The organism is Leifsonia sp. 2TAF2, assembly GCF_052115085.1.
Classification (GTDB): domain Bacteria; phylum Actinomycetota; class Actinomycetes; order Actinomycetales; family Microbacteriaceae; genus Leifsonia.
This window is the reverse complement of sequence record NZ_JBFRFY010000002.1, coordinates 85,713-112,521: the sequence shown is the minus strand read 5'-3', so window position 1 is coordinate 112,521 and position 26,809 is coordinate 85,713. Positions and strand designations below refer to the sequence as shown.

Annotated in this window: 27 protein-coding genes; 14 read left to right on the top strand and 13 right to left on the bottom strand. The window is 70.0% G+C overall.

The features are described from left to right. Position 1 precedes the first annotated feature (1 nt). Genes AB4Z18_RS12770 through AB4Z18_RS12755 form a run of 4 tightly spaced genes read left to right on the top strand, consistent with a single transcriptional unit; the run spans position 2 to position 3,251 of the window. A complete protein-coding gene (locus AB4Z18_RS12770) occupies positions 2-1,300 on the top strand; it encodes an MFS transporter (protein WP_441783112.1) in 1,299 nt (432 codons plus the stop codon). 20 nt (positions 1,301-1,320) lie between these two features. Then, the gene (gene pip, locus AB4Z18_RS12765; protein WP_441783111.1) at positions 1,321-2,265 is read left to right on the top strand and encodes a prolyl aminopeptidase; all 945 of its coding nucleotides are present in this window, start codon (positions 1,321-1,323) and stop codon (positions 2,263-2,265) included. Between the two features lie 26 nt (positions 2,266-2,291). Then, positions 2,292-2,984, top strand: a complete 693-nt coding sequence (locus tag AB4Z18_RS12760) for a nucleoside/nucleotide kinase family protein (protein ID WP_441783110.1) — start codon at positions 2,292-2,294, stop codon at positions 2,982-2,984. Positions 2,985-2,993: 9 nt separating this feature from the next. Next, positions 2,994-3,251: a glutaredoxin family protein gene (locus tag AB4Z18_RS12755; RefSeq protein WP_441783109.1), complete on the top strand. Its 258-nt coding sequence runs from the start codon at positions 2,994-2,996 to the stop codon at positions 3,249-3,251. A gap of 21 nt (positions 3,252-3,272) precedes the next feature. Here AB4Z18_RS12755 and AB4Z18_RS12750 read toward each other — a convergent pair whose 3' ends face one another. Next, positions 3,273-3,899: an MBL fold metallo-hydrolase gene (locus AB4Z18_RS12750; protein WP_441783108.1), complete on the bottom strand. Its 627-nt coding sequence runs from the start codon at positions 3,897-3,899 to the stop codon at positions 3,273-3,275. A gap of 18 nt (positions 3,900-3,917) precedes the next feature. Here AB4Z18_RS12750 and AB4Z18_RS12745 point away from each other — a divergent pair, with 18 nt between their 5' ends. The 3 genes from AB4Z18_RS12745 (at position 3,918) to AB4Z18_RS12735 (ending at position 6,670) form a co-directional block, all read left to right on the top strand. Next, entirely contained in the window at positions 3,918-4,706 is a 789-nt protein-coding gene (locus AB4Z18_RS12745) for an alpha/beta hydrolase (RefSeq protein ID WP_441783107.1), read from the top strand. Positions 4,707-4,806: 100 nt separating this feature from the next. Next, positions 4,807-5,778: an aldo/keto reductase gene (locus tag AB4Z18_RS12740; RefSeq protein WP_441783106.1), complete on the top strand. Its 972-nt coding sequence runs from the start codon at positions 4,807-4,809 to the stop codon at positions 5,776-5,778. A gap of 31 nt (positions 5,779-5,809) precedes the next feature. Next, positions 5,810-6,670 carry an aldo/keto reductase gene (locus tag AB4Z18_RS12735; protein WP_441783105.1) on the top strand — a complete coding sequence of 287 codons (861 nt, stop codon included), beginning with the start codon at positions 5,810-5,812 and terminating at the stop codon, positions 6,668-6,670. Between the two features lie 6 nt (positions 6,671-6,676). On the opposite strand, the gene AB4Z18_RS12730 is transcribed toward AB4Z18_RS12735, so the two are convergent. From AB4Z18_RS12730 to AB4Z18_RS12710, 5 genes are all read right to left on the bottom strand, one after another. Next, on the bottom strand, positions 6,677-7,555 hold the full coding sequence (locus tag AB4Z18_RS12730) for a LysR family transcriptional regulator (protein WP_441783104.1): 879 nt from the start codon (positions 7,553-7,555) through the stop codon (positions 6,677-6,679). A gap of 61 nt (positions 7,556-7,616) precedes the next feature. Continuing rightward, on the bottom strand, positions 7,617-8,327 hold the full coding sequence (locus AB4Z18_RS12725; protein ID WP_441783103.1) for a winged helix-turn-helix transcriptional regulator: 711 nt from the start codon (positions 8,325-8,327) through the stop codon (positions 7,617-7,619). Positions 8,328-8,340: 13 nt separating this feature from the next. Beyond that, positions 8,341-8,796 carry a VOC family protein gene (locus AB4Z18_RS12720; RefSeq protein WP_441783102.1) on the bottom strand — a complete coding sequence of 152 codons (456 nt, stop codon included), beginning with the start codon at positions 8,794-8,796 and terminating at the stop codon, positions 8,341-8,343. A gap of 52 nt (positions 8,797-8,848) precedes the next feature. Next, a complete protein-coding gene (locus AB4Z18_RS12715) occupies positions 8,849-9,508 on the bottom strand; it encodes an MOSC domain-containing protein (RefSeq protein WP_441783101.1) in 660 nt (219 codons plus the stop codon). Positions 9,509-9,536: 28 nt separating this feature from the next. Next, positions 9,537-11,021 carry a peptide MFS transporter gene (locus AB4Z18_RS12710; RefSeq protein ID WP_441783100.1) on the bottom strand — a complete coding sequence of 495 codons (1,485 nt, stop codon included), beginning with the start codon at positions 11,019-11,021 and terminating at the stop codon, positions 9,537-9,539. A gap of 138 nt (positions 11,022-11,159) precedes the next feature. Here AB4Z18_RS12710 and AB4Z18_RS12705 point away from each other — a divergent pair, with 138 nt between their 5' ends. From AB4Z18_RS12705 to AB4Z18_RS12690, 4 genes are all read left to right on the top strand, one after another. Then, positions 11,160-11,597: an Lrp/AsnC family transcriptional regulator gene (locus AB4Z18_RS12705; RefSeq protein ID WP_089915549.1), complete on the top strand. Its 438-nt coding sequence runs from the start codon at positions 11,160-11,162 to the stop codon at positions 11,595-11,597. 67 nt (positions 11,598-11,664) lie between these two features. Next, positions 11,665-12,090 (top strand): SRPBCC family protein, encoded by a 426-nt coding sequence (locus AB4Z18_RS12700; RefSeq protein ID WP_441783099.1) that lies wholly within the window; start codon positions 11,665-11,667, stop codon positions 12,088-12,090. Between the two features lie 89 nt (positions 12,091-12,179). Continuing rightward, positions 12,180-12,926: a response regulator transcription factor gene (locus AB4Z18_RS12695; RefSeq protein WP_441783098.1), complete on the top strand. Its 747-nt coding sequence runs from the start codon at positions 12,180-12,182 to the stop codon at positions 12,924-12,926. Next, positions 12,923-14,347, top strand: a complete 1,425-nt coding sequence (locus AB4Z18_RS12690; protein WP_441783097.1) for a sensor histidine kinase — start codon at positions 12,923-12,925, stop codon at positions 14,345-14,347. The genes AB4Z18_RS12695 and AB4Z18_RS12690 overlap by 4 nt, the downstream gene beginning before the upstream one ends. A 54-nt stretch (positions 14,348-14,401) precedes the next feature. On the opposite strand, the gene AB4Z18_RS12685 is transcribed toward AB4Z18_RS12690, so the two are convergent. Beyond that, entirely contained in the window at positions 14,402-15,235 is an 834-nt protein-coding gene (locus AB4Z18_RS12685; RefSeq protein WP_441783096.1) for an aldo/keto reductase, read from the bottom strand. A gap of 29 nt (positions 15,236-15,264) precedes the next feature. Then, positions 15,265-18,888, bottom strand: coding sequence for a proline dehydrogenase family protein (locus AB4Z18_RS12680; RefSeq protein WP_441783095.1), 3,624 nt, complete (start codon positions 18,886-18,888; stop codon positions 15,265-15,267). Between the two features lie 94 nt (positions 18,889-18,982). Here AB4Z18_RS12680 and AB4Z18_RS12675 point away from each other — a divergent pair, with 94 nt between their 5' ends. After that, positions 18,983-20,572 carry a phytoene desaturase family protein gene (locus tag AB4Z18_RS12675; protein WP_441783094.1) on the top strand — a complete coding sequence of 530 codons (1,590 nt, stop codon included), beginning with the start codon at positions 18,983-18,985 and terminating at the stop codon, positions 20,570-20,572. 84 nt (positions 20,573-20,656) lie between these two features. After that, positions 20,657-21,208: an SRPBCC domain-containing protein gene (locus AB4Z18_RS12670; RefSeq protein ID WP_441783093.1), complete on the top strand. Its 552-nt coding sequence runs from the start codon at positions 20,657-20,659 to the stop codon at positions 21,206-21,208. Between the two features lie 19 nt (positions 21,209-21,227). On the opposite strand, the gene AB4Z18_RS12665 is transcribed toward AB4Z18_RS12670, so the two are convergent. After that, on the bottom strand, positions 21,228-22,193 hold the full coding sequence (locus AB4Z18_RS12665) for a DNA-3-methyladenine glycosylase family protein (protein WP_441783092.1): 966 nt from the start codon (positions 22,191-22,193) through the stop codon (positions 21,228-21,230). Positions 22,194-22,279: 86 nt separating this feature from the next. Between AB4Z18_RS12665 and AB4Z18_RS12660 the strand changes: the two genes are divergently transcribed. Next, positions 22,280-23,674: an FAD-binding oxidoreductase gene (locus AB4Z18_RS12660; RefSeq protein ID WP_441783091.1), complete on the top strand. Its 1,395-nt coding sequence runs from the start codon at positions 22,280-22,282 to the stop codon at positions 23,672-23,674. A gap of 22 nt (positions 23,675-23,696) precedes the next feature. On the opposite strand, the gene AB4Z18_RS12655 is transcribed toward AB4Z18_RS12660, so the two are convergent. From AB4Z18_RS12655 to AB4Z18_RS12640, 4 genes are all read right to left on the bottom strand, one after another. Then, a complete protein-coding gene (locus AB4Z18_RS12655) occupies positions 23,697-24,242 on the bottom strand; it encodes an acyl-CoA thioesterase (RefSeq protein WP_441784001.1) in 546 nt (181 codons plus the stop codon). Between the two features lie 102 nt (positions 24,243-24,344). After that, on the bottom strand, positions 24,345-24,674 hold the full coding sequence (locus tag AB4Z18_RS12650) for a nuclear transport factor 2 family protein (RefSeq protein WP_441783090.1): 330 nt from the start codon (positions 24,672-24,674) through the stop codon (positions 24,345-24,347). 17 nt (positions 24,675-24,691) lie between these two features. Further along, complete coding sequence (gene menD / locus AB4Z18_RS12645; RefSeq protein ID WP_441783089.1) at positions 24,692-26,443, bottom strand: 2-succinyl-5-enolpyruvyl-6-hydroxy-3-cyclohexene-1-carboxylic-acid synthase; 1,752 nt, start codon at positions 26,441-26,443, stop codon at positions 24,692-24,694. After that, complete coding sequence (locus AB4Z18_RS12640; RefSeq protein ID WP_441783088.1) at positions 26,436-26,792, bottom strand: PLD nuclease N-terminal domain-containing protein; 357 nt, start codon at positions 26,790-26,792, stop codon at positions 26,436-26,438. Before AB4Z18_RS12640 ends, menD begins: the two co-directional genes overlap by 8 nt. Positions 26,793-26,809: the final 17 nt, after the last annotated feature.

The window sequence follows — 26,809 nt, the reverse complement described above, 5'->3', positions numbered from 1 at the left end:
CATGTTCCGCTCCCTGGCGGGGGTCAACTACCGCATCTGGGCAGCCGGGGCCATCGTCTCGAATGTCGGCACCTGGATGCAGCGCACAGCGCAGGACTGGATCGTCCTGACCCAGCTGACCCACAACAACGCCTCCGCCGTCGGCTTCGTCATGGCCCTGCAGTTCGCGCCCGCGCTCTTCCTGCTCCCGGTGACGGGATGGGCGGCGGACCACCTGGACCGCCGCAAGCTGCTCATGGCCACCCAGGGGGCGATGGGCGCCCTGGGGCTGGGCCTCGGCATCCTCACCGTCAGCGGGATGGTGCAGCTCTGGCACGTCTACCTCTTCGCGCTGATGCTGGGAATCGTCGCGGCCTTCGACGCCCCGGCCCGTCAGACGTTCGTCTCGGAACTGGTCGCCGGCCCGAACCTCTCCAACGCCGTGGCGCTCAACTCGGCGTCGTTCAACGCTGCGCGCCTGATCGGGCCGGCGGTCGCGGGGCTCCTCACCGCCGCGGTCGGCGCCGGATGGGTGTTCCTCATCAATGCGGCCACCTTCGGGGCGGTGCTGGCCTCGCTGGCGATGCTGCGCAGTGATCAGCTGTACCGGAGGGAGCGGGCGAAGCGTTCCCGCGGCGGTCTGGTCGAAGGCTTCCGCTACGTGCGACGGCGCCCGGACATCCTCGTCATCCTGGTCATGGTGTTCCTCATCGGCACCTTCGGCCTCAACTTCCCGATCTTCATCTCGACCATGTCGGTCAGTGTGTTCCACCAGGGCGCGGGCGAGTACGGCATCCTCTCCTCGATCATGGCGATCGGGTCGGTGGTCGGTGCCCTGCTGTCGGCCCGACGCGATCGGCCCCGGGTCTCTCTGCTTTTCGCGGGAGCCGCGTTCTTCGGCTTCGGCTGCGCCCTGGCCGCGGTCATGCCGACCTACTGGCTGTTCGCGCTTGCCCTGATCGTGATCGGCGTCTCCTCGCAGACCCTGATGACCACGGCGAACGGCACCGTGCAGATGACGACCGATCCGATGCTCCGCGGCCGCGTGATGGCGATCTACATGGCGATCTTCATGGGCGGCACGCCGATCGGTGCACCGATCGTCGGCTGGGTCGCCGACACCTTCGGGCCCCGCTGGGCGCTGGGCGTCGGTGCCGCGAGCGGATTCGCCGCAGCGCTGGTCGGCGTCTTCTACCTGATCAAGTACCGCGGTCTGCGCGTGCGGTTCGCCGGGATGCGTCCCCGCGTCGTCCTCGCCCCGCGCGAGGTCGTCCGCGAAGAGCTCGAAGAGAACGAGGTCACGGCCACCCGCACCTCCTGAGCCCGCGGTACGGTACCGGGATGTTCCCTGTGACCGATCTCCTCGCGTCCGGCTGGGTGGAGAACCCGGACGGCGACCGCATCTACTGGGAGACGAGCGGCAACCCGCACGGCATCCCCGCTCTCTGGTTGCACGGCGGCCCGGGTTCGGGACTCGGCTCCGGCAACTATCGCAAGCGCTACGACCCCGACGTGTTCCTGATCGTCGGCATCGACCAGCGCGGCTGCGGGCGGAGCACCCCGCTGGTGGTGGATGCGCTCGATCGCCTGCCGCGCAACACCACGCAGGGACTGATCGCCGACACCGAGCTCGTGCGGGAGCACCTCGGCATCGACCGCTGGCTGGTGACCGGAGGCTCGTGGGGGTCGACGCTGGCCCTGGCGTACGCGCTCGCGCATCCCGACCGTGTCCGCGGCATCGTCCTCGGCGCCGTGACGACGACGGGACGGGATGAGGTCGACTGGATCAGCGAGACCGTCGGACGGATCTTCCCGGAGGCGTGGGAGGCGCTGGAGCGCGACTCGCATCGCCGCCCCGGCGAGCGCGTGGTCGAGGCGTACGCGCGCATCCTCGCGAACGGCACACCCGAGGAGCGCAGCGCCGCCGCCGACGCCTGGGACGCCTGGGAATCGACCCACGTGTCCCTCGACCCGAACTACACACCGGGGCCGTTGCACGAGGATCCGGTGCAGCGGCTGGTCATTGCGACCCTCGTGACGCACTTCTGGGCCAACGACGCGTTCCTGCCCGGCGACCGCGCCATCCTGAACCGGGTGGACGAGCTGGCCCACATCCCTGCTGTTCTCGTGCACGGCCGGCACGACGTCAGCGGGCCGGTCATCACGCCGTGGCTGCTGCACCGGCAGTGGCCCGCCAGCCGGCTGATTGTGGTGGAGGACGAGGGACACGGCGGCCTTCGGTCTGCGGAACGCATGGCGGAGGCGATCAGCGGGTTCGGGCGCTGATCGCGGGACACGCTGGTCGCGACAGAATGGGACGCGTGACTTCCGCTGCGTCCTCGTCCTCCGCTTTCGACCTGACCGCCTTGGCAAACCGGGCGCTCGACCTCGCCTCTGAGGGCGGCCGGGACATCGTCGGCGTCGCCGGCAGCCCCGGCTCGGGCAAGACGACACTGGCCCGTGCCGTCGCGCGTCGCGCGAACGAGCTCGCCGGGGCGGGCACCGCAGTGCACCTGCCGATGGACGGGTTCCACCTGGCGAACGCCACCCTCGACGCGCTCGGCCGGCACGACCGCAAGGGCGCGATCGACACCTTCGACGGATGGGGCTTCGCCGCGCTGCTCGAGCGCGTGCTCGCCGAGACGGGCAACCCGGTCTACGCCCCCGCCTTCGAACGAAACGTCGACGAGCCGGTCGCGGGATCCATCCCGATTCCGCCCGGCACGCGGCTGGTCGTCGCGGAAGGCAACTACCTGCTGGTTGACCAGGATCCGTGGTCGCGCATCCCGGCTCTGCTGGCCGAAAGCTGGTTCGTCGCGACACCGGATGACGAGCGAATGCGGCGCCTCGTCGACCGGCACACCCGCCACGGCCGCACGGTCGAGGCGGCAACGGCCTGGGCGCGCGACGTGGATGGGGCCAACGCGGTCATCATCGAGGCGTCCCGCTCGCGCGCCGATCTGATCGTCGACGGCACCACCGGTCTCCCAGGAGACACCGCTTAGCCTGAAGCAATGACTTCCCCGACCGCATCCTTCGACCGCGTGACCGTCTTCGGCGCCGACTGGTGCCGCGACTGCATCCGCTCCAAGTCCCTCCTCGACCGCCTCGGCGCCGACTATGAGTACGTCGACCTCGTCGCCCGCCCGGAGGAGGCGGACCGCGCTCAGCAGATCAGCGGCCGCACGAACATCCCGGTCATCGTCTTCCCGGACGGCCGCCACCTCGTCGAGCCGACCGACCCGGAGCTCGAGGCCGCGCTCCGCGGCTGACGCCAGGCCGGCTCACCCCGATCAGTCGAGCCGACCGGCGCGACCGTGACCGGGCAGGACCAGCCGCGGCCGCATCGCGGTGATCGCCGCGAGCGTCGCGTCGGCCTGGCCCTTGTCTGAGATCAGCATGGCCGGCAAGTGGATCAGGCGACCCTTGGACACCAGCCCGGCGTCGCCGATGAACGCGACGCCGCGCCAGCGCACGACGTGATGACCCGGCGTGTGCCCGGGCGCCGGGATCGTGACGACTCCGGGGGCGACCTCGAATTCCGCGTCGTCGGGCAACTCCGTTACCTCCGGCAGATCGGCGCGGCCGGGTCGATTGAACCGGCGCATCATGCGTCGCGTGCGCGTCGGCGGCGCGACCTCACCGCTCAGGATGCGCGCATCCATTGCACCGAGCCACACCGTGGCGCCGGTCGCCCGCTGCACAGCGGCCGCCGCACCGACGTGATCCGGGTCGTAGTGGGTGAGCACGACGTCCGTGATGGCGGGGATGCGCGCTGCCTCGAGTTCGGCGACGAGCCGCTTGGCGCCGGACGGGACCCCCGTATCGATGACGATGGAACGATCGTCGGCCTCGATCAGGTACGCATTCGCTCCGCGCGCCCCGTCGAGGCGGTGGACGCTGTCGATCAGCTCTCGCATGGTGGGATGCTAGTCCCCGTGGCTGATCCAGACCTCGCACGGCTCCGCGCGGAAGCCGCCGAGCGGGCGCGGGCCCGGCCCCGGCTGCCGTTCGAAGGGACGGTGTCCGACGACACCGTCGGCGGCGTCCCGGCCCGGTACTACCGGCCGGCACGCGCCGTGCATCGCGAAACCGCCATCGTTTTCCTGCACGGCGGCTACGGCGTGCTCGGCGACCTCGAACTGCAGGATGCGTACGCCCGGCGCATCGCGGGCACATTGGGCGTCCTCGTGCTCTCGGTCGACTACCGGCTCGCTTCGGAGTTCCTCCTCGCCGATTCCGCCGCCGATGCGGTCGCCGGCGTCAACGCCACGCGTGCCGCGGGCGGCGAGCGGGTCGTGCTCTGGGGCGACTCCGCCGGAGGCGCGGTCGCTCTCGCGGCCGCACGCCGCGCGCGGGTCGACGGCTTGGTCCTCACCAATCCCAACGTCGACCTGAGCCTGTCGCGCTACGACGACTCGGCCCCCGGAGGCCCCGGTCGCGAACTGTCGGAGTGGGCGTTCACTCGTTGGGCCGGCGTCGCGCGGCTCGCGGACGCGCCGGATCTCGCCGCCGACGTCGGCCGGCTACCACCCGTGTTCGCCGCCGTCGGGTCGGAGGATTCGCTGCTGCCCGATGCCCGGCACCTCGTCGAGCGGTGCGCGCACGCCGGCGTCCGCGCCACCCTGCGGGTCGTGCCCGGTGCATCCCACGGTTTCATGGGCGGCCCGGACACCGCCGTCGCCGAGGCGGTCGTCCGCGAGGCCGGCCGCTTCGTCGTCGGCTGACGTGCCTGACGGGGACTGACGCGATTCATCATCCAGGGCGCGCAATCCCATCCACATCACCTGTTGGACATGTGGACGCGTTCGGCGGAGAGTGGCGAGCATGGAGTACACACACCTGGGCCGGTCCGGCCTGAAGGTCTCGCGCCTCGTCCTCGGCACGATGAACTTCGGTCCGCAGACCACCGAAGAGGATTCCCACCACATCATGGACGCCGCGCACGACGCGGGCATCAACTACTTCGACACCGCCAACGTCTACGGCCAGCACAAGGGCCGGGGCGCCACCGAGACGATCGTCGGCAACTGGTTCACCCAGGGCGACGGCCGTCGCGAGCGCACCGTCCTCGCCACCAAGCTGTACGGCGACATGGGCGATTGGCCGAACGAGAGCCGGCTTTCGGCGCTGAACATCCGCCGCGCCCTCGACGCCAGCCTGAAGCGGCTGCAGACCGACTACATCGACATCTACCAGTTCCACCACGTCGACCGGAACACGCCCTGGGACGAGATCTGGCAGGGCATCGAGACGGCCATCGCGCAGGGCAAGATCCTGTATGCAGGATCGAGCAACTTCGCCGGATGGCACATCGCGACGGCGCAGGCCGAGGCGCGCAAGCGCAACCTGCTCGGGCTCGTCAGCGAGCAGTCGATCTACAACCTCCTGACGCGCCATGTGGAGCTGGAGGTGCTCCCCGCGGCACAGGCGAACGGCGTCGGCGTGATCGCCTGGTCTCCCCTGCAGGGCGGCCTGCTCGGCGGGGTCGTGCGCAAGCAGAACGAGGGCAAGCGCCGCCTCGAGGGCCGTGCGGCGGAGACGCTGGAGAAGAACCGCGAGGCGATCGAGGCGTACGAGGCGTTTGCGGAGGAGCTCGGCCACGAGCCCGGCGACCTCGCGCTCGCGTGGCTGCTCACCCGCCCGGGCGTCACCGGACCGATCATCGGCCCGCGCACCCAGGAGCAGCTCGACGGCGGCCTGCGCGCACTCGACATCCACCTCGACGATGCGGCGCTCGCGCGGCTCGACGAGATCTTCCCGGGCCACAAGACGGCCCCTGAGCACTACGCCTGGTGACCCCGGGCGTGACGGAAACGAAGGAGAACAGGTGAAGACACGCACTATCGGCGACGTTCAGGTCTCGGCCATCGGCCTCGGTGGGATGCCCATGTCGATCGAAGGGCGCCCCGATCGGGAGCGCTCGATCACGACGATCCACGCGGCGCTCGACGAGGGCATCACGTTCATCGACACCGCGGACGCGTACCATCTCGAGGCCGACGAGGTCGGCCACAACGAGGAGCTCATCGCCGAGGCGCTGCGCTCGTGGGGCGGAGACTCCTCCTCGGTGCTCGTCGCCACGAAGGGCGGCCACCTCCGCCCCGGCGACGGTTCGTGGACGCTGAACGGCCGGCCCGAGTACCTCAAGGAGGCCGCGAAGGAATCGCTGCGACGCCTCGGCGGCGACGCGATCGGCCTCTACCAGTTCCACCGGCCCGACCCCGAGGTGCCCTACGCCGAGTCGGTTGGCGCGGTGCGTGACCTGCTCGATGAGGGCATCATCCGCATGGCGGGTATCTCCAACGCGAACCCACAGCAGATCCGGGAGGCGCAGGAGATCCTGTCCGGCCGCCTGGTGTCCGTACAGAACCAGTTCTCGCCGGCCTTCCGGTCGAGCGAACCGGAGCTCCGCCTGGCGGACGAGCTGGGTATCGCCTTCCTGCCCTGGAGCCCGCTCGGCGGGATCAGCTCCGCCAGCGACCTGGGCAGCAGGTTCGAGCCGTTCAAGGATGTCGCCGACGCCCGTGGGATCAGCCCGCAGGTCGTCGCGCTGGCCTGGCACCTGGCGCAGAGCCCGCACGTCATCCCCATCCCCGGCTCGTCGCGTCCGGAGACCATCCGCGACTCGGTGACCGCGGTCGACGTCGAGTTGACGGCGGAGGAGCTCAGCCGGCTGAACGCGGCCTGACCCGCGTCACACCGTCGCGGTCACCGGGTCGAGTTGAGTAAGGAAGGCGGCAGCCGCCGGACTCGGCTGCTCGGCGACCGCGACGGCCACCCGCCACGCCGGGGCGCCCTGCAGGCCGACCGCCCGCAGGGCGTCCGGGCGTTTGAGGGCGAAGCTCGCCGGCACCACGGCCACGCCCAGGTTGTAGCCGACGAGATCGAGCAGGGGATGCACGTCGTTGACCTCCATCGCCGCGCGATAGTCGAACCCGGCCGCGGCGAAGGCGCGCCGCGTGAGCGCCTGGGCGCCCCATCCCTCCTGGAAGCCGACGAGCGGCTCGCCACGGAGGCTCTCCAGTGGGATGCTCTGCTCGGCCGCGAAGCGGTGGCCGGGATGGCAGAGCACCAGCATCTCCTGCGTGCTCAGCGGGCGCAGGTGGACGCCCGACGGCGTGTGACCCGTGTCGACGACCAGCGCGATGTCGGTGCGGCCGCCCGCCACGTCATCCACCAGCTCCTCGGAGCCGGAGTAGCGCAGGCGCACCTCGACACCCGGGTTCTCGGTCCGGAACGCGGCGAGTTCGGCCGGCAGGTCGACCGACCCCAGGCACGGCTCGGCGCCGATCGTCAGTCGCCCGCGTAGTAGCCCACGGACCGCGGCCACCGCATCCCGTGCCGCTGCGGCGCTGGCGAGCGTCCTCACCGAGTCGGCGAGCAGCGCCTGGCCGGCGGCCGTCAGTTCGACCCGGCGTGTGCTGCGGATGAACAGCGACGTACCCAGTTCCTGCTCGAGCGAACGGATGGATGCCGAGAGACCGGACTGCGAGATGCGCAGCAGTTCGGCGGCACGGGTGAAGTGCCTCTCCTCGGCGACGGTGACGAAGTGCTCGAGCTGGCGCAGTTCCATTGCGCGATCGTACTGCTGAATAGCTGTGCGCTCATAACTCGGGCCGATGCGGCGCGCTGCCTCACGCCGCCGACGACTGCGTGGTCGCATCCTCCCCAGGGATCGGGTCGAACCGGAAGGTCCGCCGGAAACGTTCGACGAAGTCCTTCCGCCCCGCCAGCACCTCCACCGTCGGAGTGCCGTCTCCGAGCAGCACCTCCAGATCGGCGAGCGCGACCCGGAACTCGAGCACATCGTCCGGCGCGCCCACCGTCAGCCGCCGCTGCGGCTGCGGCAGGGCGTCCGGGCCGACGTCCATGACATCGAGCGCGTGCCCGTCCACGACCGCACTCACGGAGGCGGTGTCCACGTGGAGGACGTACTCGGTCGCCGGCAGACCGACGGCATCCTCCGGCCGAAAGGCCGCACGAAGCGTCACCGCCAGCGCGTCCGCCGTGAACACGTCGTCCGCACCCGGCTCCGCCGGCACGGCCCACCCCCACCGCTCCAGTGCGAGCACCACCGGCTCGAGCCCCCGCCCGAGCGGCGTCAGCTCGTAGCCGCCGCGGACGACCGGCACCCGCCGGATGATGCCCGCCTGCTGCAGTTCCTTCAGGCGGTCGCTGAGGATGTTCGTCGGGATGCGCGGAAGCCCCGCCTTCAGGTCGCTGTAGCGGCGCGCGCCGGCGAGCAGGTCGCGGACGATGAGCAGCGCCCACCGTTCCCCGACCCGCTCCACCGCACGCGCGACCCCTCCGGACTGGCCGAAGCCGCGCGGTGACCGTGTGGCCATGCGGGATGCCGGGTCAGGCCTGTGCCTGGGCTCCGGCGCCCTGCTCGGCCAGGTAGGCCTCCGGGCCCTTCTCGGCCGCCTGCGGCACCATGTAGACGTAGGACAGGTTGTTGCCGTCCGGGTCCTCCAGGTCGCGCGAGTACATGAAGCCGAGGTCCTGAGCCGGGCGGGGCTCGGATCCTCCGGCCTCCAGGCCGTTGGCGACGATCGCGTCGACCTCCTCACGCGAGGTCGCGCCGAGGGCGATGGTGGCGCCGGCCTGCGTCGCCGGGTCGATGATCTGCTTGTCGGTGAAGGTGCCGAGGTACTCCCGCGTGAGCACCATGAAGTAGATGGTGTCGCTCAGGACGACGCAGGCGGCGTTCTCATCGGTGAACATGGGATTGATGGTGTACCCGAGTGCCTCGTAGAAGGCCTTCGAGCGGTCGAGGTCGTTCGTCGGAAGATTGACGAAGATGTTGGTGGCCATGATGTTCCTCCCAATCGGTGGTCCGTTGGGACTTAGCTTGCTCTTTGCAAGTTCACTTGTCAAGAACAAGTAAATGACGGGATCGCAGTTTCGCGATCGCCTCCCGCATCTCGTGGACGAGCGTGAGCATCCCCTCGCCTTCGGCCGCCTCCAGCGCGTCGGCCTGCCCCGCGTCAGCGCCCGAGAACCAGGATGCGACCGTAACCCCATGCCCCGGACGCGAGAGCACCCGGACCTCGTCGCCTGCGCCCACCTTGCCCGACTTCACCACCGACAGATAGGCGCCAGGGCGCCCCTCCCGGGTGAAGCGCTTGACCCAGTGCGGCTCGCGCATCCTGCGCTGGAAGACCGCGCACGGCTCCCTCGGGCAGGTCACCTCGACGACGAGCTCGTCGCCGATCGCCCACCGCTCGCCGATCTCGGCGCCGTTCACGTCGAGGCCGGCGGTCCGCAGATTCTCGCCGAAGAGGCCGGCGGGGATGGGTCGCCCGAGCTCCTGCGCCCAGAAGTCCGCATCCTCGTCTGCATAGGCGTAGAGCGCCTTCGAGGCGCCGCCATGGTGCTTCCGGTCCGCTTGCACGTCGCCGTGCAACCCGAGGGGACGCACCCGCAGGGGCTTCTCCACGGGCCGCTTGTCGATGGCGGTCACACCGATCGCGCCCGAATCGTGCAGGAGCTGCTCCACCCGGCACACCGCGAGAATCTCTGCCATCGGCCCAGTATCGCAGTGCGGACGAACCTCAGCGCACCCCGCGCATCATCCGCAGCACCCACGGGCTCACCAACGCCAGCAGCACGCCGATCACGATCGCGACACCGCCGATGATGCTGAAGTAGATCCCCTCGGTCGCCGGCTTGTACAGCTTCGCCAACTGGCCGGCCATCGCGGTGCCGAGCGCCACCGACAGGAAGTAGAGCGCCACCATCTGCGCCCGGAACGCCCGCGGTGCGAGCTTCGTCGTCACCGACAGCCCCACCGGCGAGATCAGCAGCTCGGCCACGGTGAAGACGAACAGGATGGCCACCACACCCAGCAGAGGAGTGCTGTTCGGCCCGCCGCCCGCCCAGATCAGGAACAGGAAGAAGGCGAGCCCCATGAGCACCGTCCCCGCCGCGAACTTGATCGGCGTCGACGGCTGCTTCTCGCCCCATTTCGTCCAGATGGCGGCGAAGACGCCCGACAAGACGATGATGAAGATCGGATTGATGGACTGCACCCACGAGACCGGGAACTCCCAGCCGAAGATGTTCCGGTTCAAACGCTCGTCTGAGTAGATCGTGACGACGGTGAACTGCTGCTGGTACAGCGACCAGAAGGCGGCGTTGGTGATGAACAGCGGGATGAACGCGACCAGGCGACTCCGCTCCTCCGCGCTCAGCAGACGCGACGACATGATCACCACGAAGTAGGCGATGGCGGCGACGATCGTGACGCCGATGACCCACAGCGCGAGATTGAACGCGTTGATGACGTGGGTGAGCACCAGGACGACGATCACGATCACCCCGGCGACGGCGACGCCGATCACAAGCCCGAACCGAGAGCGCTCGAGGGGATGCGGCACGTGACGCGCCTCCTCCGGAAGCCGCTTGCGACCGAAGGAGTACTGGATGAGCCCGATCGCCATCCCGACCGCCGCAAGCGCGAAGCCCCAGTGGAACCCCAGTGTCGTCTGCAGCAGCCCCGTGAGCAACGGGCCGAAGAAGGCGCCGAGGTTGATGCCGAGGTAGAACAGCGAGAAGCCGGCGTCGCGCCGCGGGTCCTTCTCCGAATACAGCGTGCCGACGATCCGGGTCGCGTTCGCCTTGAGCCCGCCGCTGCCGAGGGCGACGAACAGCAGGCCGACCAGCACGCCGCCCACACCGGGGATCAGCGCGAGCGAGATGTGCCCGGCCATGATGACGACCGCGCTCCAGAACAGCACCCGCTCCGAGCCGAACAGCCGGTCGGCGAGCCACGCCCCCAGGATGGTGGAGAGGTAGACGGCGCCGCCGTACGCGCCGACGACCCCGGCCGCCGTCGGCTGGTCGATCCCCAGGCCGCCCTGCTCCGCCGAGTAGTACAGGTAGATGAGCAGGATGCCCTGCATTCCGTAGAAGGAGAACCGCTCCCACATCTCCACGCCGAAGATGTTGGAGAGGGCCCGCGGCTGCCCGAAGAAGCCGTGACTGGAGTCGTCCTCGCGTCGCGACGGGGCGGTGTCGGTTTCGCTCATGGCGCCCATGGTCCCACCGTCCGAGTCCCGGGTGAACGCCCGCTTTGGTCTCGCTATGGCGCACAGTGGTGTGTCAGATCGTGCGCGCGGCGCACAATACGGCCACTTCCCTCACCCCTACGCAACGATTCACCATAAGCTCGGCATGTGGACAACCTCGATCGCAGCATCCTCGACCTCCTTCGTCAGAACGCGCGGGCGGGCTACGGTGACATCGGCTCGGTCGTCGGGCTGTCCGCCTCCGCCGTGAAGCGGCGTGTAGACCGGCTGGTGGCCGACGGCGTGATCCGTGGGTTCACCATCCAGGTCGACCCGGCCATCGACGGGATGAGCACAGAGGCGTACGTCGAACTGTTCTGCCGCGGCACGGTCTCTCCCGAGGAGTTGCTGCGCATCCTCTCCGCCGTCCCCGAGGTCGTCGACGCCGGAACCGTGACGGGCAGCGCCGATGCCATCGTCCACATCCGCTCCCGCGACATCCCGAGCCTGGAGGCCGCCCTCGAGAAGGTGCGCCTCGCGCCCAACGTGGACCACACCCGCAGCGCGATCGTGCTCTCGCGGCTGATCAACCGCGGTCACGCCTGACGACGCGGCCACCGGTGCGTCGCGAAACTTCAAGACGCGCGACGGCGGACCGGGCGACACTGGCCCCATGAGCACGACAGCACGAACCGACATCCACGTCGACGCCTCACGCGAGCGCCTCTGGGCGGCGCTCACCGACCCCGACACCATCGCGCGCTTCCTGTTCGGCAGCCGGGTCTCGACCGACTGGCAGCAGGGCAGCCCCATCGTCTACCGCGGCGAGTGGGAAGGCCGGCCGTACGAGGACAAGGGCACGATCCTCGACATCGTGCCGGGCGACCGCCTCGTCACCAGCTACTACAGCCCGCTGAGCGGCAAACCGGACGTGCCGGAGAGCTACCAGACGGTGTCGTACCTGCTCGCCGACGACGGCGAAGGCACCCGAGTCACCATCACGCAGGACGGCTGCGCGGACGACGCAGACGCCGAGAGGATGAGCGCCAACTGGGCCATGGTGCTCCAGGAACTGAAGTCGGTCGTCGAGGAAGACTGAGCGTCCTCCTTCGAGAACCTTCAGCCCGCGCGGCGCCCGCGGCAGGCCGGTGGGAGCGGCGGCACGGCCAACAGTGGCACGATGGGCGCATGAAGCTGCTCGTTGTGGAAGACGATCCGGACATGGGAGGCCTCGTCCAGCGGGGCCTCGCCGCCGAAGGCTACGACGTCACCCTCGTCACGAACGGCGTGGATGCGCTGATCGCGCTCCGCGGCGACGCCTTCTCGGCCGCCGCGATCGACGTCATGCTGCCCGGGATGAGCGGCTTCGAGCTGTGCCGTCACATCCGGGAGGCGGCGAACCCGATGCCCATCCTGCTGCTCACCGCGCGCGACGCCATCGAGGACCGCGTGCACGGCCTCGACTCCGGAGCCGACGACTACCTCACCAAGCCGTTCGCGTTCGCCGAGCTCGCCGCCCGCGTCCGCGCCCTGCTCCGGCGGGAGCCGACCGGCATGCGCCCGCAGGTGAGCGTGGGCCGGCTCACCATCGACTCGCACGAGCACCAGGCGCTCGTCGCCGGCCACGAGATGCCGCTGAGCCGGCGCGAGTTCACGCTCCTGCGCCTGTTCGCCACCAACCCGGACAAGACGCTGTCGAGGTCCGACATCCTCGAATCCGTGTGGGGCACCACCGAGAACATCGGGACGAACGTCATCGACCAGTACGTGTCGTACCTGCGGAAGAAACTGGATGCGGCGGGTGCCGGGCTCTCCATCGTCACGGAACGCGGCCGGGGCTACCGGCTGGACGCCCGCAATGCGGTCGACCGTAGCCGGGCAGCCGGCTCGGCCGAGCCCGCACCGACCACACACAACACCGCTTCGACGCCGTGAACTGGGTGCGGCGCCTGTCGATCACGGCGCGGATCACGATCGGCAGTCTCGTCGTCGCCGCGTTGTTCGCACTGGTCGCCGTCGTCGTCATCCGCATCGGGGTGTCCTCGATCCTCCACAACGCCACGGTTACGCTGCTGAACAACGACGTGGTCGCGCCTGCGCAGTCGCTCCCGTCGAAGCCGGCCGGTCCGTTCGATCTGCCCGGTGGCGGCCAGGAGCTGGCGATCGTGGATGCGCAGGGCTCCGTGCTCGCGTCGACGATGCCGGAAGCACTCGAGAACCGCCTCGCGCGGTTGATCAACCAGGGGAAGGACCCCCGCGAGGTGCAGGTCGGTGACGACCACTACCTCGTCCTCAGCCGCAGCGTCACCACGTCCGACGGCGTCATGCATGTGGTCGCGGCTCGCAACGATGAGACGACGGCGCTGATCCTCGACCGGCTGACGGCCGCGCTGCTGGCCGGCGCGGGCATCCTGATCTTCGCCTTCGGGGCGGCGTCGTGGCTGCTCGCGCGCACCGCGCTACGGCCGGTGAGCAGGATGCGGGAGCAGGCGGACCGGATCGCCGGCTCGACCCCGGAGGAGGCCGGGCTGCTGCCGGTCGGCCCCGCTCAGGACGAGCTCTCCGAGCTGGCGACGACCCTGAACGACCTGATCCTGCGGCTGCGCGCGTCGGCGGATCGCGAGCGGCAGATGGTGTCGGATGCGAGCCACGAACTGCGCACCCCTCTTGCGGTGCTGCGCGGGCAGCTGGAACTGGCCGAGCTGGATGCCGGGGATCCGGACGCGCTGCTGGCCGACGTCCGCTCGTCGCACGCGACGGCGATCCGGCTGGCCCAGCTCGCCAACAACCTGTTGGAGCTGTCGCGGATCGAGGCGGGGCCGTCGAGCGGCCGCATCGATTGGCGCACGCTGGTGGACGAGCTGACCGACGCGATCGATCGGGCTCGGTTGCTGGTGAGCAGCGACGACGAGGCGGCCGGGATCTCGGTCGACTTCGAGTATGACCCGCGACGACGGCCGGACCCGCGAGCGCGTGTGGCCTTGTCGCCGACGGATTTCGGTCGGATCCTCGACAACCTCCTCGGGAACGCCATCACGGCCATCCGCTCGTCAGGCGGCGAGCACCCGGATGCGACGGTGACGGCGACGCTGGAGCTGTCGACTGACGAGGACGGCGGCGAAGCCGTGGTGCTCACGGTCTGCGATTCGGGTCCGGGCATGCCGGAGGAGTTCATCCCGGTGGCGCTGGACCGCTTCACGCGCGCCGACGGCGCCCGCACCGGGCAGTCGGGTGGTGGGCTCGGGCTCGCCATCGTGGGCGCCTTGGCGGACGCCGCGGACGGCCGTGTGGTCTTGGCGAACGCGTCACCGTCGGGGCTGACGGCGACCGTCACGCTGCCGCTGCGACGCGACTGAGGCGGCAGTCGCTTGGCGGACTGAGGCGGCAGTCGCTGGCGACCTGCGCCGGACTCAGTGTCCGGTGCGGTCGGAATCGACGCCGGCGTCCGGCCCCTCGTCCAGCGTGTCCAGTGCGGCGAGGTCGTCGGCGTCCAGCTCGAAATCGAACACCGCGAGGTTCTCGGCCATGCGCTCGGGGTTCCGCGACTTCGGGATGGCGACGAGCCCGTTCTGCACGTGCCAGCGGAGGACGATCTGCCCGGGCGTTCGGCCGTGCTTGTCGGCGAGCCGCGCGAGCACGGGTTCGGCCAATAGGTCGCCCGTCCCCCCGATCGGGCTCCACGACTCGGTGACGATGCCGTGATCGCTGTCGTAGGCGCGCTGCTCACGGCGCGGGATGGCGGGGCTCAGCTGGATCTGGTTGACGGCCGGGGCGACCCCGGTCTCGGCGATGATCCGGTCGATGTGGGCCGGCTTGAAGTTGGAGACACCGATCGCGCGCGCCTTGCCTGCGTCGCGCAGACGGATGAACGTCTCCCAGGTCGAAACGTACTCATCGCGCTGCGGGAGCGGCCAGTGGATGAGGAGCAGGTCGACGTAGTCGAGCCCGAGCCGTTGGAGGCTGTCGTCGAGCCCGCCCACCGCCCGGTCATCGCCCTGGTAGGCGCCGTCGAGCTTGGTCGTCACGAACCACTCGTCGCGGGGCACGCCACTGTCGGCGAGGCCGCGACCCACGCCGATCTCGTTGGCGTATTTGACCGCCGTGTCCACGTGCCTGTAGCCGATCTCCGCTGCGGCGACGACGGCCTTCCGCACCTCTGCGTCGTCGAGCGGCCACGTCCCCAGGCCCAGCTGGGGGATGCTGCCGCCGCCGTCGAGGGGAAGGGATGGGATGGATGTCGTCATAGCTGCCACAGTACGCGAGCGATCACTTCTCACAGCACCTCGTCGGAGAGGTGCGTGGGGTTTCCGAAGCGGTGGTTGGTGATCGAGATGGCCTGCTCATGCAGGAAGGTGAGGACCTCGATGCGCCCGGACGGTGTGACCGGTCCGCTGTAGACGGCAATGTCCGGACTCCCGCCCAGCGCAACGGCGAGCGCCGCGGGGTCGCCGCCGATGAGCCGGATGCGGTGGGCCATGATCCGGCGCGACCGCACACGTGACAGCCAGTGCGCGTCGCTCTCGACCACCACGTCCACTTCTCGCTCGCGGAGCAGCGCCAGCATCCCCTTCGGCAGCCTCGCGGGCGTGCTGACCGTGAACGGCGCACGTGCGACCGTGGCGGCCGCCATCACCCGCAGCAGTTCGGGCAGCGAGCTGCCCTCGGAGAGCCGGATGGCCACGGGCACCGGCCGGTAGCGGAAGAGGTTCCGCTCGACGCCGAGGGCGGAGACGTCGGTGACGCGGTGGTATTCGGTGGCCACCGCGATCGCGTCGCTTAGCGCGGACCGTCGCACCAGGTCGAACGACGGGTAGTCCATCGACGACTGCCCGGACTCGATGAGCTGAGTGACGCGTGGCTCGAGTCCACGCAGGTGCAGGCTGGAACTCGAGTGGCCCGCCTCCGGCACCCAGGTACCGAGACCCAGGAGGTAGTTCGGGCCGCCGGCTTTAGCCCCGGCGCCGACCGACGATCGCTTCCACCCGCCGAACGGCTGCCGTCGGACGATCGCGCCGGTGATGCCCCGGTTGACGTAGAGGTTTCCGGCCTCGACCGTGTCGAGCCACAGGGCGAGCTCGTCGGAGTCAAGCGAGTGCAGGCCGGCGGTGAGTCCGTACTCGACCGCGTTCTGGAACCGGATGGCCTCCTCGAGGTCGCGCGCCGCCATGATGCCCAGCACCGGCCCGAAGAACTCGGTGAGGTGGAAGTACGAGCCGGGCTGGACGCCCGTGCGAACGCCCGGAGACCACAGGCGACCGGACCCGTCGAGCCGTCGGGGTTCGACCAGCCACTCCTCGCCCGCTCCGAGGGTGGTCAGCGCGTGCAGCAGCTTGCCCGAGGCAGGCTCGATGAGGGGTCCCATCTGCGCGACCGGGTCCTGCGGGTAGCCGACGCGCAGGCTGGTCACCGCATCCACGAGCTGATTGCGGAACCGCTCGGAGGTAGCCGCCGATCCGACCAGGATGACCAGGCTCGCGGCGGAGCACTTCTGGCCGGCGTGCCCAAAGGCGCTCTTCACGATGTCCGAAACGGCGAGGTCGTAGTCGGCGCTCGGGGTGACGATGATCGCGTTCTTCCCGCTCGTCTCCGCGAGCAGCGGGAGGTCTGGACGCCACGAGCGGAACAGCTTGGCCGTGTCGTACGACCCCGTGAGGATCACGCGGTCGACGCGCGGACCGGAGATCAGCTGCCGGCCGAGCTCGTTCTCGGCCACGTCGACCAGGGCGAGGAGCTGGCGCGGAATGCCCGCCTCCCACAGCGCCTCCGCCATCACCGCCGCCGAGCGACGAGCCTGGGGTGCCGGCTTGATGATGACGCCACTGCCTGCGGCGAGCGCCGCGAGCACAGATCCCGCCGGAATCGCGACGGGAAAGTTCCACGGCGGCGCGACCACGGTGAGGGCGGCCGGGATGAACCGTGCGCCCTGGACCGCATCGAGTTCGCGCGCGCGGGTCGCGTAGTAGTGGGCGAAGTCGACCGCCTCGCTCACTTCCGGGTCCGCCTCGGCGATGGTCTTGCCGGTCTCGGCCGCCATCACCTCGATCAGGCGGTCGCGGTTGGCTTCCAGCGCGTGCCCGGCCCGATCGAGCAGGATCGCTCGATCGTGCCCGCTGCGGCGTCCCCACTCGCCACCGGCGTTCGCAACGCCCTCCATGATCGCGTCGAGCCGCGCCGGGTCGTCCACGACGGCGGCCGTGATGGCGTCCATGCCGATCGCCGAATCCGCGGAGCGCGACAGGATGCGCCGTCCCCAGGCGCGGTTCGCAGCGCGCGACGGATCGGTGTCGGGAGCGTTACTGAAGGTGCCCGACTCGGCCGGCACCTCCATCCCACCGGAGCCTCGCGTCAGCCCGAGCACGACACTGGTGAGCCCCTCCGCCTGGGCGGTCGCCGCTTCGGGCGCGGGCGGCCTCGTGAAGGACGGCGCTGACGCCTCCTCCCATTCCCGAGTGCGGTCCTGCTGCCGATTGGGCACGGGCGCCGCTCCGCGCGGCCCGCCGTCGGCCTCCAGCTCGGCCACGGACGCCAGGAAGCGCTGCTTCTCCCGTTCGAACAGCTCGGTGTCGGAGGCGAGCTCGAAGACCGCCGACATGAAGTTCTCCGAACTGGCGTTCTCCTCCAGCCGGCGGATCAGGTACGAGATCGCCACGTCGAACTCGCGGGGGTCGACCACCGGCGTGTAGAGGAGCAGCCCGCCGACCGTGCGCTTGACGGCGTCGGCCTGCGCCGTGGCCATGCCGAGCAGCATCTCGAAGTCGATCCGGTCGGTCACACCGCGACGCGAGGCGAGCAGCCACGCGTAGGCGATATCGAACAGGTTGTGACCGGCCACACCGATCTTGACCGCGTCCGTATGCTCCGGCGTCAGCGACCAGTCGAGCACTCGCTTGTAGTTCGCGTCGGTGGACTGCTTCGTGCCGTAGGTGGCGAGCGGCCACCCGTGGATCGTCGCATCCACCCGCTCCATCGCCAGGTTGGCGCCCTTGACCACGCGGACCTTGACCGGAGCGCCGCCGGCCACGCGACGCTGCGTCGCCCACTCCGTGAGCGTCTGCATCGCATCGAGGGCATCGGGGAGGTAGGCCTGCAGCACGATGCCCGCCTCCAGGCCCAGCAGCTGCGGCTTGCTGAGGATGCTCGTGAACACCGCCATCGTCAGGTCGAGGTCGCGGTACTCCTCCATGTCGAGGTTGATGAACTTGGGCGTCGGGGATGCGGCGGCCAGTTCGTAGAGCGGGGTCAGCCGTTCGACCACGCGTTCGACGGTCTCGTCGAACGCCCACATCGACAGCTGCGACGCGATGGACGACACCTTGATCGACACGTAGTCCACATCGTCGCGCGCGAGCAGCGCACGAGTGCCCTCGAGCCTGCGCTCGGCCTCCTTCTCACCCAGCACCGCTTCGCCCAGCAGGTTGAGATTGAGGCGCGCGCCGTGGCCCTCCGGGTCGTCGGGCGCCCGCAGCCGTTCGATCGCGTGACCGAGCTTCTCGGGCGTCGCATCCACGACGAGATGGCCGACCATGCGACGGAGCACCCGCCGAGCGATGGGGATGACCACCCACGGCAGCACCGGCCCGAACACTCCGCCGAGCCAGATCGCGAGCCGCATGTACCAGGGCAGGAACGCAGGGATGCGCTTGGCGACCCGCTGCAGGTTGTAACCGGCGACGAACAGGTCTTGAGGCCGGGCCACACCGTCGACGAACCCCACGGCGAACTCCAGCCCGTGCGGGTCGCTGAGGACTCCGGCGAGCCGTTCCGCGGCGGGATCCCTCGGGGGCGCGTCGGCCCCGTTGCCGTGCCTGCTCTCGGCGAGCCAGCGCTGCACCAGCTCGACCGCCTCGTGAGCGATCGTCGCCGGGCGCGCCTCGGCGCCATCCGTTGTGTCGACCATGATGACGACACTATTACCCGGTGCTGGAAGGGCTCGGAAGCGACCTGAAGTTGTGGAGAACTGCCTGTTCTCCACCGCGGCTAGAGTCGTTCCCATGACCGACCGCTCCTCTTCGCCCGCCTCCCCGACGCACGACATCGTCATCGTGGGCGGCGGACACAACGGGCTCACCGCAGCGGCCTACCTCGCGCGGGCGGGGAGGTCCGTCATCCTCCTGGAACGGTTGGAGGAGGTCGGCGGCGCCGCGGTCAGTGCCCAGGCCTTCGACGGGGTCGAGGCCCGCCTCTCGCGCTATTCGTATCTCGTCAGCCTCCTCCCCCAGCGCATCATCGAGGACCTCGGGCTCGACATCCGGCTCGCGCGGCGCCGCTACTCCTCCTACACACCCGTCCCAGGAGATCCCGACGGCGCGGGCCTGCTGATCGACAACACCGACGCCCAGGCCACGGCGGCCTCCTTCGCCCGGATCGGCGCCGACGACGACGCTGCGGCCTTCGACGCCGTGTACGAGACCACCGGTGGGCTCGCCCGCGCGCTCTGGCCGACCGTGACCGAGCCCCTCCTGACCCGGTCGGAGGCCAGAGCACTGGTCGGCGACGACGAGGCTTGGCGTGCGCTCGTCGAGCGGCCGATCGGCGAGTTCATCGAGTCCCGCCTGCAGAACGACCTGGTGCGCGGCGTCGTCGCGACCGATGCCCTGATCGGCACGTTCGCGAGCCTCTCCGACCCCGGACTCGACCAGAACCGCTGCTTCCTCTACCACGTGATCGGCCAGGGCACCGGGGAGTGGGATGTCCCCGTCGGCGGGATGGGCGCCGTCACCGGCGAGCTTGCGCGGGTCGCCCGCGAGGCCGGCGCCCGCATCGTGACGGGCGCCGAGGTGACCCGCATCGACGCCGACGGCACGGTCGAATACCTCCGCAACGGGCACGAGCGACGGGTCGTCGGCAGCCGCGTCCTCGCCAACGTGGCGCCCGATGTCCTCGACGCGCTGCTCGGCGAGACCCCCGAGCCGCCCCGGCCGCGGGCCGAGGGCGCGCAGGTGAAGGTGAACCTCCTGCTTTCGCGTCTGCCGCGTCTCCGCGACGAGGCCATCGACCCGAAGGCGGCCTTCGGCGGCACCTTCCACATCAACGAGACGTACACCCAGCTGGAGGAGGCGTACTCCGGCATGACCCGCGGCGTGATGCCCGACCTCCTCCCCTGCGAGATCTACTGCCACACGCTCGCCGATCCGAGCATCCTCGACCCCGAACTCGCCGCCACCGGAGTGCAGACGATCACCGTGTTCGGCCTGCACACCCCGGATCGCTGGCTGAGCGATGAGAACAACGACGCCACCAGGCAGCGGCTTCAGGATGCGGTGGTCGCCTCCCTCAACTCGGTGCTCGCCGAGCCCGTCGAAGACCTGCTGCTCACCGACGCCGACGGTCGCCCGTGCATCGAGACGAAGACCACGCGCGACCTCGAGCAGGCCCTCAACATGCCCGGCGGCAACATCTTCCACGGCCCGCTCTCCTGGCCCTTCGCCGAAGACGACGAGCCGCTCGGGACGCCGGCCGAGCGCTGGGGCGTCGCCACGCGGCATCCGCGCATCCTGATGTGCGGCTCTGGCGCCCGGCGCGGGGGCGCCGTCAGCGGACTCGGCGGCCACAACGCAGCCATGGCCGTCCTCGAAGACTGAGAGCCCTCGAAGCAGCCCCCTGCCGTTTCGCGGCGACCGTGGCTAAGGTGTGGATCACCAGAGGCTGAGCCGACGGAGGTCACCATGATGCCGCAGCCGACAGGAAGACTGGTCCGCAAGGACGACGGGGTCTACCTCGTGTTCGATCGCATGTTCAAAGCGCCGATCGAGGAGGTGTGGACCTACTTCAGCCGCTCCCCGCGGCTCGGCGCCTGGCTGGGCGAGTACAAGGGAACCGGCTCCACGGGCGCGGTCAAGCTGCGCATGACAGCGGAGCGTGACGGCGCCGAGTGGCAGGACGTCTCGGTGCTCGAGTGCTCGGCACCCCATCGTCTCCACGCCGATGTGGGCGCCGCCGGCGAATCCCACCGGATGTTCGCCCACCTCACCGAGGCGAGCGGGCACACCACCGTGACCGTCGGCCGCCGGCTGAGGTCGATCATCGACGAGGCCGACTCCGGACCACGTTGGGACTACTACCTGGACCGCCTGGTGGCCGCGCACGACCACAAACCCCTGCCCGACGTCAGCAGCTACGCCCCCGCCATGAGGGAGCATTACCGCACCCTGTGCCGGGAGTTGGACCGCGACCTGCGCTCCGAGCACGCGGCCGCCCGCTCCGGCGCGACGGGCTAGCGCCGCGCCGCATCCGCGCTCAGTGCCAGCGGTGGTCCTGAAGCGTGACCCGGGGTCCGCGGCGCTGGAACCGGAATCCGCTCGCGAAGATCAGGCGAACGACCCGTTGCCGGTGACCCGCCCACGGTTCGAGCAGTTCGAGCATCCCCTCGTCGTCGACCCGGCGCCCGATCAGCGCTTCACCCACCTGATGCGCGAGGTGATAGTCGCCGACGCTGACGAGGTCCGGGTGGCCGTGCGATCGCTGCAGCGTCTCCGCCGCGGTCCACAGGCCGACGCCCGGGATGGTCTGCAGCGCCGACTCGGCGGCCGCAAGGGTCTCGGCTCGCTCGACCGCTCGCGCAAGCGAGGGCGCGACGGCGAGCACCGACTGGATGGCGCGGGCCCGGCGCGGATCCACCCCGGCCCGGTGCCACTCCCACGACGGGATGCCGCGCCACTGCTCGAGCGTGGGGATCACCCGCATCCCCTCGGGCGCGGGCCCCGGCGCGGGCTCGCCGTACCACCGCAGGAGGCGCGACCAGGAACGGTACGCTTCCAGGCTCGTCACGCGCTGCTCGATGATCGCCGGGAGGAGCGCCTCCAGCATCCGGCCGGTGCGCGCAAGGCGCAGTCCCGGGTTGCGGTGGAGGCTGTCGCGCAGCAGGGCGTGCCCGCTCACGTCGAGGTCTGACCAGTCGTCGCTGCGCCCCAGCAGGTCGGGGACGCCCGCGATCGCCCACTCCGCACCTGGACCCCAGGCCGCCGCCTCGATCGAGCCGTCGGCTGTGCGCCGCTGGATGCGGAGCGTCGCGGCACCCGCCGGCGTGCGCCAGGTGCGCCACATCCCCCGCAGATCCCACACGGTGCTGGGGTCGTACGGTCCGCGGCCCAAGAGGGCGAGCGTGCCTGCCAGATCGAGTGGTTCGCTCGGGCGGTACACCGTCGTTGCGTCCGGTGCCGCGTCCGCGCCGGAAGCGCGGGGAACGGGCAGCACGGCGGTCATGCAGGAATGCTACGTCACACGGCTGACGGTGGCCTTCTGCTGCCCGAGTCTTCCCGTATGTCGGTCGTCTCCCCTACATTTCCCCCATGGGAATCGAACTCGATACGACCGCTGTCGCGCGCTTGCGCGAGGCCGTCACCGGAACCATCTACACCCGCGGCGAGGAGGGGCTCGCCGCTGAGGTGTCCTGTTTCAACCCGGCGATCCGCCATGATCCGGACATCGTCGTCGCCGTCGCGACCGAGGGCGACGTCGTCGAAGCGGTGCGTTTCGCCCGCGAGGCCGGCATCCCGGTCCGCGTGCAGGCGACCGGGCACGGGGCCGAGGCCCCGATCTCCGGAGGGATGATCATCTCGACCCGCGGTATCGACCAGCTCTCCGTCGATCCGGAAACGCGGCTCGCGCGCATCGGCGCGGGCGTCCGCTGGGCGCCGGTCATCGTCGCTGCGGCCGAGCACGGGCTCGCGCCGATCACCGGCTCATCGACCAGCGTCGGCGCCGTGGGGTACAGCCTCGGCGGCGGGATCGGCCCGCTCGCTCGGCAATTCGGCTTCACCGCCGACTGGGTGCGCGGGTTCCGCGTGGTCACCGCCGACGGCACGGTCGTCACGGCCGACGGCGAGACCAACACCGACCTCTTCTGGGCCCTCCGGGGTGGAAAGGGCGGCCTCGGAGTCGTCACGGAGATGCTCCTCGAGCTGGTCTCGCTCCGCTCCCTCTACGGCGGCAGCGTCTTCTTCGAAGGGGATGCGATCGAGCCCGCGTTCCGCGCCTGGATCGACTGGTCGGCCGACCTCCCCGACGAAGCGACCACCTCCGTCGTCCTCCTGAACGTGCCGGACATGGATGGTCCGCCCCCGCCCCTGCGCGGCCGCACCGTCCTCAGCGTCCGCTTCGCCTATCCCGGTGATCCGGTCGAAGGCGAACGTCTCTTCGCGCCGATCCGGGATGCGGCGCCGGTCTACCTCGACTTCGTGGCCGAGATGCCGGCCACCGCCGTCGCGAGCATCCACAACGACCCGGAGGAGGGCGGCCCCACCTGGATCCGCGGCCTCATGCTCGACACCTTCGATCAGGATGCGGGCGACGTCATCCTGGAACTCGCGGGGCCGGGCTCCGGTGCGCCGTTCCTCGCGGTCGAGCTTCGCCAGATCGGCGGCGCGACCGCTCGCGACCCGGAGGATGGAACCTCGGTCGGCGGTCGCGACAGCGGGTACACCCTGAGTCTGCTGGCGGGCGATCCGTCGACCTTCGCGGAGGCCGCCCCAGCCCGCGCTCTCGCGATCGCGCAAGCCCTCGGCGGTCGGGTGTCGGCGATCACGAACGTGAACTTCGCCGGCGACCTCGCCGACAAGGCCGCATTCGAGAAGGTCTGGCCGCCCGCGGTCTTCGAACGGCTGCGGTCTGCGCGGGAGCAGTGGGATCCGGAGCGGGTGTTCGCGTTCGGGCCGCCTGATTCCAGCCTGAATCAACCGGCCTGATCTCACGAGGGAGGCCGACCGGTCACTCGCTCCAGACGCTGGGCGCTTCCGCCCGCGTCGAGGGGAGGGCCGCGTCGGCTCCCCACTCGCGTAGCCACTGTGGCACGGTGACGTCCGTAGGCGACGGACCCACCGCATCCAGCAGTTCGTCGATCGTGACCACGCCGCCACTGCGCTTGAGGAATCGTCCGCGAATGAACGCCTGCGTGTAGATCTCTCCATCGACGGTGAAGCGCTGCTCAACATAGACGGCCTTCTCGTCGAAGCCCAGGATGCGGGACTCGACGACGAACCGCTGCCAGAGTTCGAGCGACTTGCGGAACGAGATCGTCTCCGAGGCGACGACGGGGTACCAGCCGCGCTCCTTGAAGATCGCCCACACGCCGTTGCGCTGCAGCAGGTCGAAGCGGCCGATATCGGCGATAGAGAGGTATACGCCGTTGTTCATGTGCTTGAGGATGTCGAGGTCGGTCGGCAGGACGCGGAACCTCGTCCGCGCCACATCCCAGTGGCCGAGCCGCGCACCGAGACGCGAGATGATCGCGTGAAGCATCGTCCGGAAGATCATGTGCACGCGATCATGTTAGTGATCCGCTAGCGAACCACAGCATTCGTTGTGCGGTCTCTCCAACACCAGCTACGGCCGAGTGGATGCGGCTTGTGCGGTCCCCTAGCTGATGCGCAAACTCGCGATCCGTCCGTCCCTGAGCACGAACTCCATGGGACCGGTTCCGTTGAATCCGTCGCCGGTCACCTTCAGCGTGACGACGTACGTGTCGGGCTCGCCACCGTCGCGGTAGTCCACGAACTGGAAGTGCGACTTCTTCCCGATGTTGTCGGTGCGATCCCAGCTGCGGACGCCGTCGTGTCCGTGGAACTCACGCCCCCAATCATTGAGGTAGGCGTCATCGGTGAAGAGGTTCACGAAGCCGTCGGAGTCGCCGGCGTTCGTAGTATCGATGAACTGTTGGATCGGCTCGGGGAGCCCGGATGCAGCCACGTCGTTTCTCCTACCGATCAGCGGGTGAGGGGGATCTCCAGAATGCTGACACCGGCCGGTGGCGCCGACAAGGCCTGATCGAGCTCTCCCTTGGTCCGCGCGACACTGTGGTGCCAGCCGTACGCTTTCGCGAGCGCCGCCAGGTCCACCGAGTGGGGTGTGAAGAGGACGCGATCGAATGCCTCCGCGGGCGCGGTGCCGGCCACCTCGAGTCCGTCGAAGATCGTGCCGCCCCCGTCATTGCCGACGACGACCTGAAGGTGGGGCCGGTGCTCGCCGTCCACCACGAGCAGAGACCCCGCGTCGTGCAGCAGAGCCAGGTCGCCGAGGAGCACCCGGGTCACACCGCTCGGCGTCTCCGCTTCTCTCGCTGCCGCCTGGCTGGCGACCGCGATCCCCAGCGCTGTGGCGATGGTTCCGTCGATCCCCGCGAGCCCGCGGTTGGCGTGGACGGCGATCTTCTTGCCCGGGACGATCCGGTCGACGTCACGGATGAGGCGTGATGCACCGAGGACGAGACGGTCGTGCGGCCAGGTGTACCGCCACAGGGCCTCTGCGAGCAGCGCCCGCGTGACTGGTGCTCGCACGGCCGCGAGCTCCGCGGCAGCGAAGGCCAGCGCGTCGGCGGGCTCGAACGAACGAGCCTTCTCGACGTCCGGGGCGACGGCCGCAGGCCCCGCTTCTCGCTCGGTCTGCTCGGCGATGCGCCTGCTCGCGAATACCCAGCGGCCCACCCACCCGCGGACCTCGGGCGACCGCACGTCGATCCCGTCGCCCACGCGCACGCCACCGACGATTCGGGCACGGCGCCCGGGGTTGTACGCCTGCTCGCCCGTGGGCGCGACGACAAGGAGCTCGACGTCGTCCCGGGTGAGGAGCGAGGGAATCTCACGGCTCAGCGTGGGGTGGCCGAAGACGATGGCGCGTTCCACCGCGCCCCCGAACGACTCGTCGCGGAGCAATTCGCGATAGGAGACCACCAGGTTGGGCCCGAAATGCGCCCCGCTCGAGACCTCGGCGAGCAGAGGGAATCCGCCCTCCCTGGCGAGCTCTTCGGCGTGGATGCCGGCGTCGGCCCCGGCGACGACCACCGTGCGCGGGCCACCGTCGACAGCGACGATCTGCCTGCCCAGCGCGTGCGGACCCGCCATCGTCGGAAGGGTTCCAGTCACGGGCTCCGCCAGCGGCGGAACGGCGACGGAGAGAGGCTCCCGGAACGCCACATTCACATGCACCGGTCCCGGGTCGGCCGTCTCGGCGCCGACCGCGGCCCGGACGGCCGCCTCGGCGAGCGCCGCGGCGCGCTCGGCCTCATCCGGCGCGCCCGTCGGAGCCTCCACATCGTGGGACGCCCGGACCGCAGAAGCATAGAGGCCGTCCTGCTGCGTGGTCTGGTTCGACCGGATGCCGCGGAGCTCGGTCGGACGATCCCCGGTGACGACGATCAGCGGGATGCCCGCCTCGTGCGCTTCGAGGACGGCCGGGTGGAGGTTGGCCGTGGCTGTCCCGCTCGTGGTGATGACGACGGCCGGCGCTCTCGTCTCGCGCGCGAGGCCGAGCGCGAGGAAGCCGCCCGATCGCTCATCGATCCGCACGTGAAGGCGCGAGGAGCCTGACCGCTCGAGTTCCGCCGCGACCAGAGCGAGTGCTTGCGAGCGCGACCCGGGGCTCACGACGATGTCGCGGACGCCGTTGCGTACGAAAGCGCTGAGGAGTGCGAGCGAGAAGTCGGTGGCAGGGTTGCCGGTGCGTTTCGCGCCGTCACCCATCCCGTCGGCCGGTCTGGTCGTTGTCGGGAGGGTTGTCGTCGAGTTCGGAGAGCTCCTTCTCCAACTGCCGGATGCGCTCTTCCTGGTCGTGGTCCATCCGCAATTTACCGAGGAACTCCGGGTCGTCGTCTGGCGCGGTCACACGGCGTGCGAGGTTGGCCTTGCGGCGGCCCCGGCCTATCAGGAACCAGAGGATGCCGCCGATGACGGGGAACAGGATGATGACGAGCAGCCACACGGGCTTCGGAAGGCCACGCACTCGAGAACGGTCGAAAAGGGCGCAGTCTGCCACCGAATAGATGTAGAACACCACGGCTGCGACGCCGAGGGCTATCCAGAGGCGAACCATGGGTCAATCGTAACTCT

What these genes read in the sequence shown, in the direction of transcription:
- AB4Z18_RS12770 (WP_441783112.1), top strand. Translation starts at nt 2, where the DNA reads ATGTTCCGCTCCCTGGCGGGGGTCAACTACCGCATCTGGGCAGCCGGG.
- pip (WP_441783111.1), top strand. Translation starts at nt 1,321, where the DNA reads ATGTTCCCTGTGACCGATCTCCTCGCGTCCGGCTGGGTGGAGAACCCG.
- AB4Z18_RS12760 (WP_441783110.1), top strand. Translation starts at nt 2,292, where the DNA reads ATGGGACGCGTGACTTCCGCTGCGTCCTCGTCCTCCGCTTTCGACCTG.
- AB4Z18_RS12755 (WP_441783109.1), top strand. Translation starts at nt 2,994, where the DNA reads ATGACTTCCCCGACCGCATCCTTCGACCGCGTGACCGTCTTCGGCGCC.
- AB4Z18_RS12750 (WP_441783108.1), bottom strand. Translation starts at nt 3,899, where the DNA reads ATGCGAGAGCTGATCGACAGCGTCCACCGCCTCGACGGGGCGCGCGGA.
- AB4Z18_RS12740 (WP_441783106.1), top strand. Translation starts at nt 4,807, where the DNA reads ATGGAGTACACACACCTGGGCCGGTCCGGCCTGAAGGTCTCGCGCCTC.
- AB4Z18_RS12730 (WP_441783104.1), bottom strand. Translation starts at nt 7,555, where the DNA reads ATGGAACTGCGCCAGCTCGAGCACTTCGTCACCGTCGCCGAGGAGAGG.
- AB4Z18_RS12725 (WP_441783103.1), bottom strand. Translation starts at nt 8,327, where the DNA reads ATGGCCACACGGTCACCGCGCGGCTTCGGCCAGTCCGGAGGGGTCGCG.
- AB4Z18_RS12720 (WP_441783102.1), bottom strand. Translation starts at nt 8,796, where the DNA reads ATGGCCACCAACATCTTCGTCAATCTTCCGACGAACGACCTCGACCGC.
- AB4Z18_RS12715 (WP_441783101.1), bottom strand. Translation starts at nt 9,508, where the DNA reads ATGGCAGAGATTCTCGCGGTGTGCCGGGTGGAGCAGCTCCTGCACGAT.
- AB4Z18_RS12710 (WP_441783100.1), bottom strand. Translation starts at nt 11,021, where the DNA reads ATGGGCGCCATGAGCGAAACCGACACCGCCCCGTCGCGACGCGAGGAC.
- AB4Z18_RS12700 (WP_441783099.1), top strand. Translation starts at nt 11,665, where the DNA reads ATGAGCACGACAGCACGAACCGACATCCACGTCGACGCCTCACGCGAG.
- AB4Z18_RS12695 (WP_441783098.1), top strand. Translation starts at nt 12,180, where the DNA reads ATGAAGCTGCTCGTTGTGGAAGACGATCCGGACATGGGAGGCCTCGTC.
- AB4Z18_RS12685 (WP_441783096.1), bottom strand. Translation starts at nt 15,235, where the DNA reads ATGACGACATCCATCCCATCCCTTCCCCTCGACGGCGGCGGCAGCATC.
- AB4Z18_RS12680 (WP_441783095.1), bottom strand. Translation starts at nt 18,888, where the DNA reads ATGGTCGACACAACGGATGGCGCCGAGGCGCGCCCGGCGACGATCGCT.
- AB4Z18_RS12675 (WP_441783094.1), top strand. Translation starts at nt 18,983, where the DNA reads ATGACCGACCGCTCCTCTTCGCCCGCCTCCCCGACGCACGACATCGTC.
- AB4Z18_RS12670 (WP_441783093.1), top strand. Translation starts at nt 20,657, where the DNA reads ATGATGCCGCAGCCGACAGGAAGACTGGTCCGCAAGGACGACGGGGTC.
- AB4Z18_RS12665 (WP_441783092.1), bottom strand. Translation starts at nt 22,193, where the DNA reads ATGACCGCCGTGCTGCCCGTTCCCCGCGCTTCCGGCGCGGACGCGGCA.
- AB4Z18_RS12660 (WP_441783091.1), top strand. Translation starts at nt 22,280, where the DNA reads ATGGGAATCGAACTCGATACGACCGCTGTCGCGCGCTTGCGCGAGGCC.
- AB4Z18_RS12655 (WP_441784001.1), bottom strand. Translation starts at nt 24,242, where the DNA reads ATGATCTTCCGGACGATGCTTCACGCGATCATCTCGCGTCTCGGTGCG.
- menD (WP_441783089.1), bottom strand. Translation starts at nt 26,443, where the DNA reads ATGGGTGACGGCGCGAAACGCACCGGCAACCCTGCCACCGACTTCTCG.
- AB4Z18_RS12640 (WP_441783088.1), bottom strand. Translation starts at nt 26,792, where the DNA reads ATGGTTCGCCTCTGGATAGCCCTCGGCGTCGCAGCCGTGGTGTTCTAC.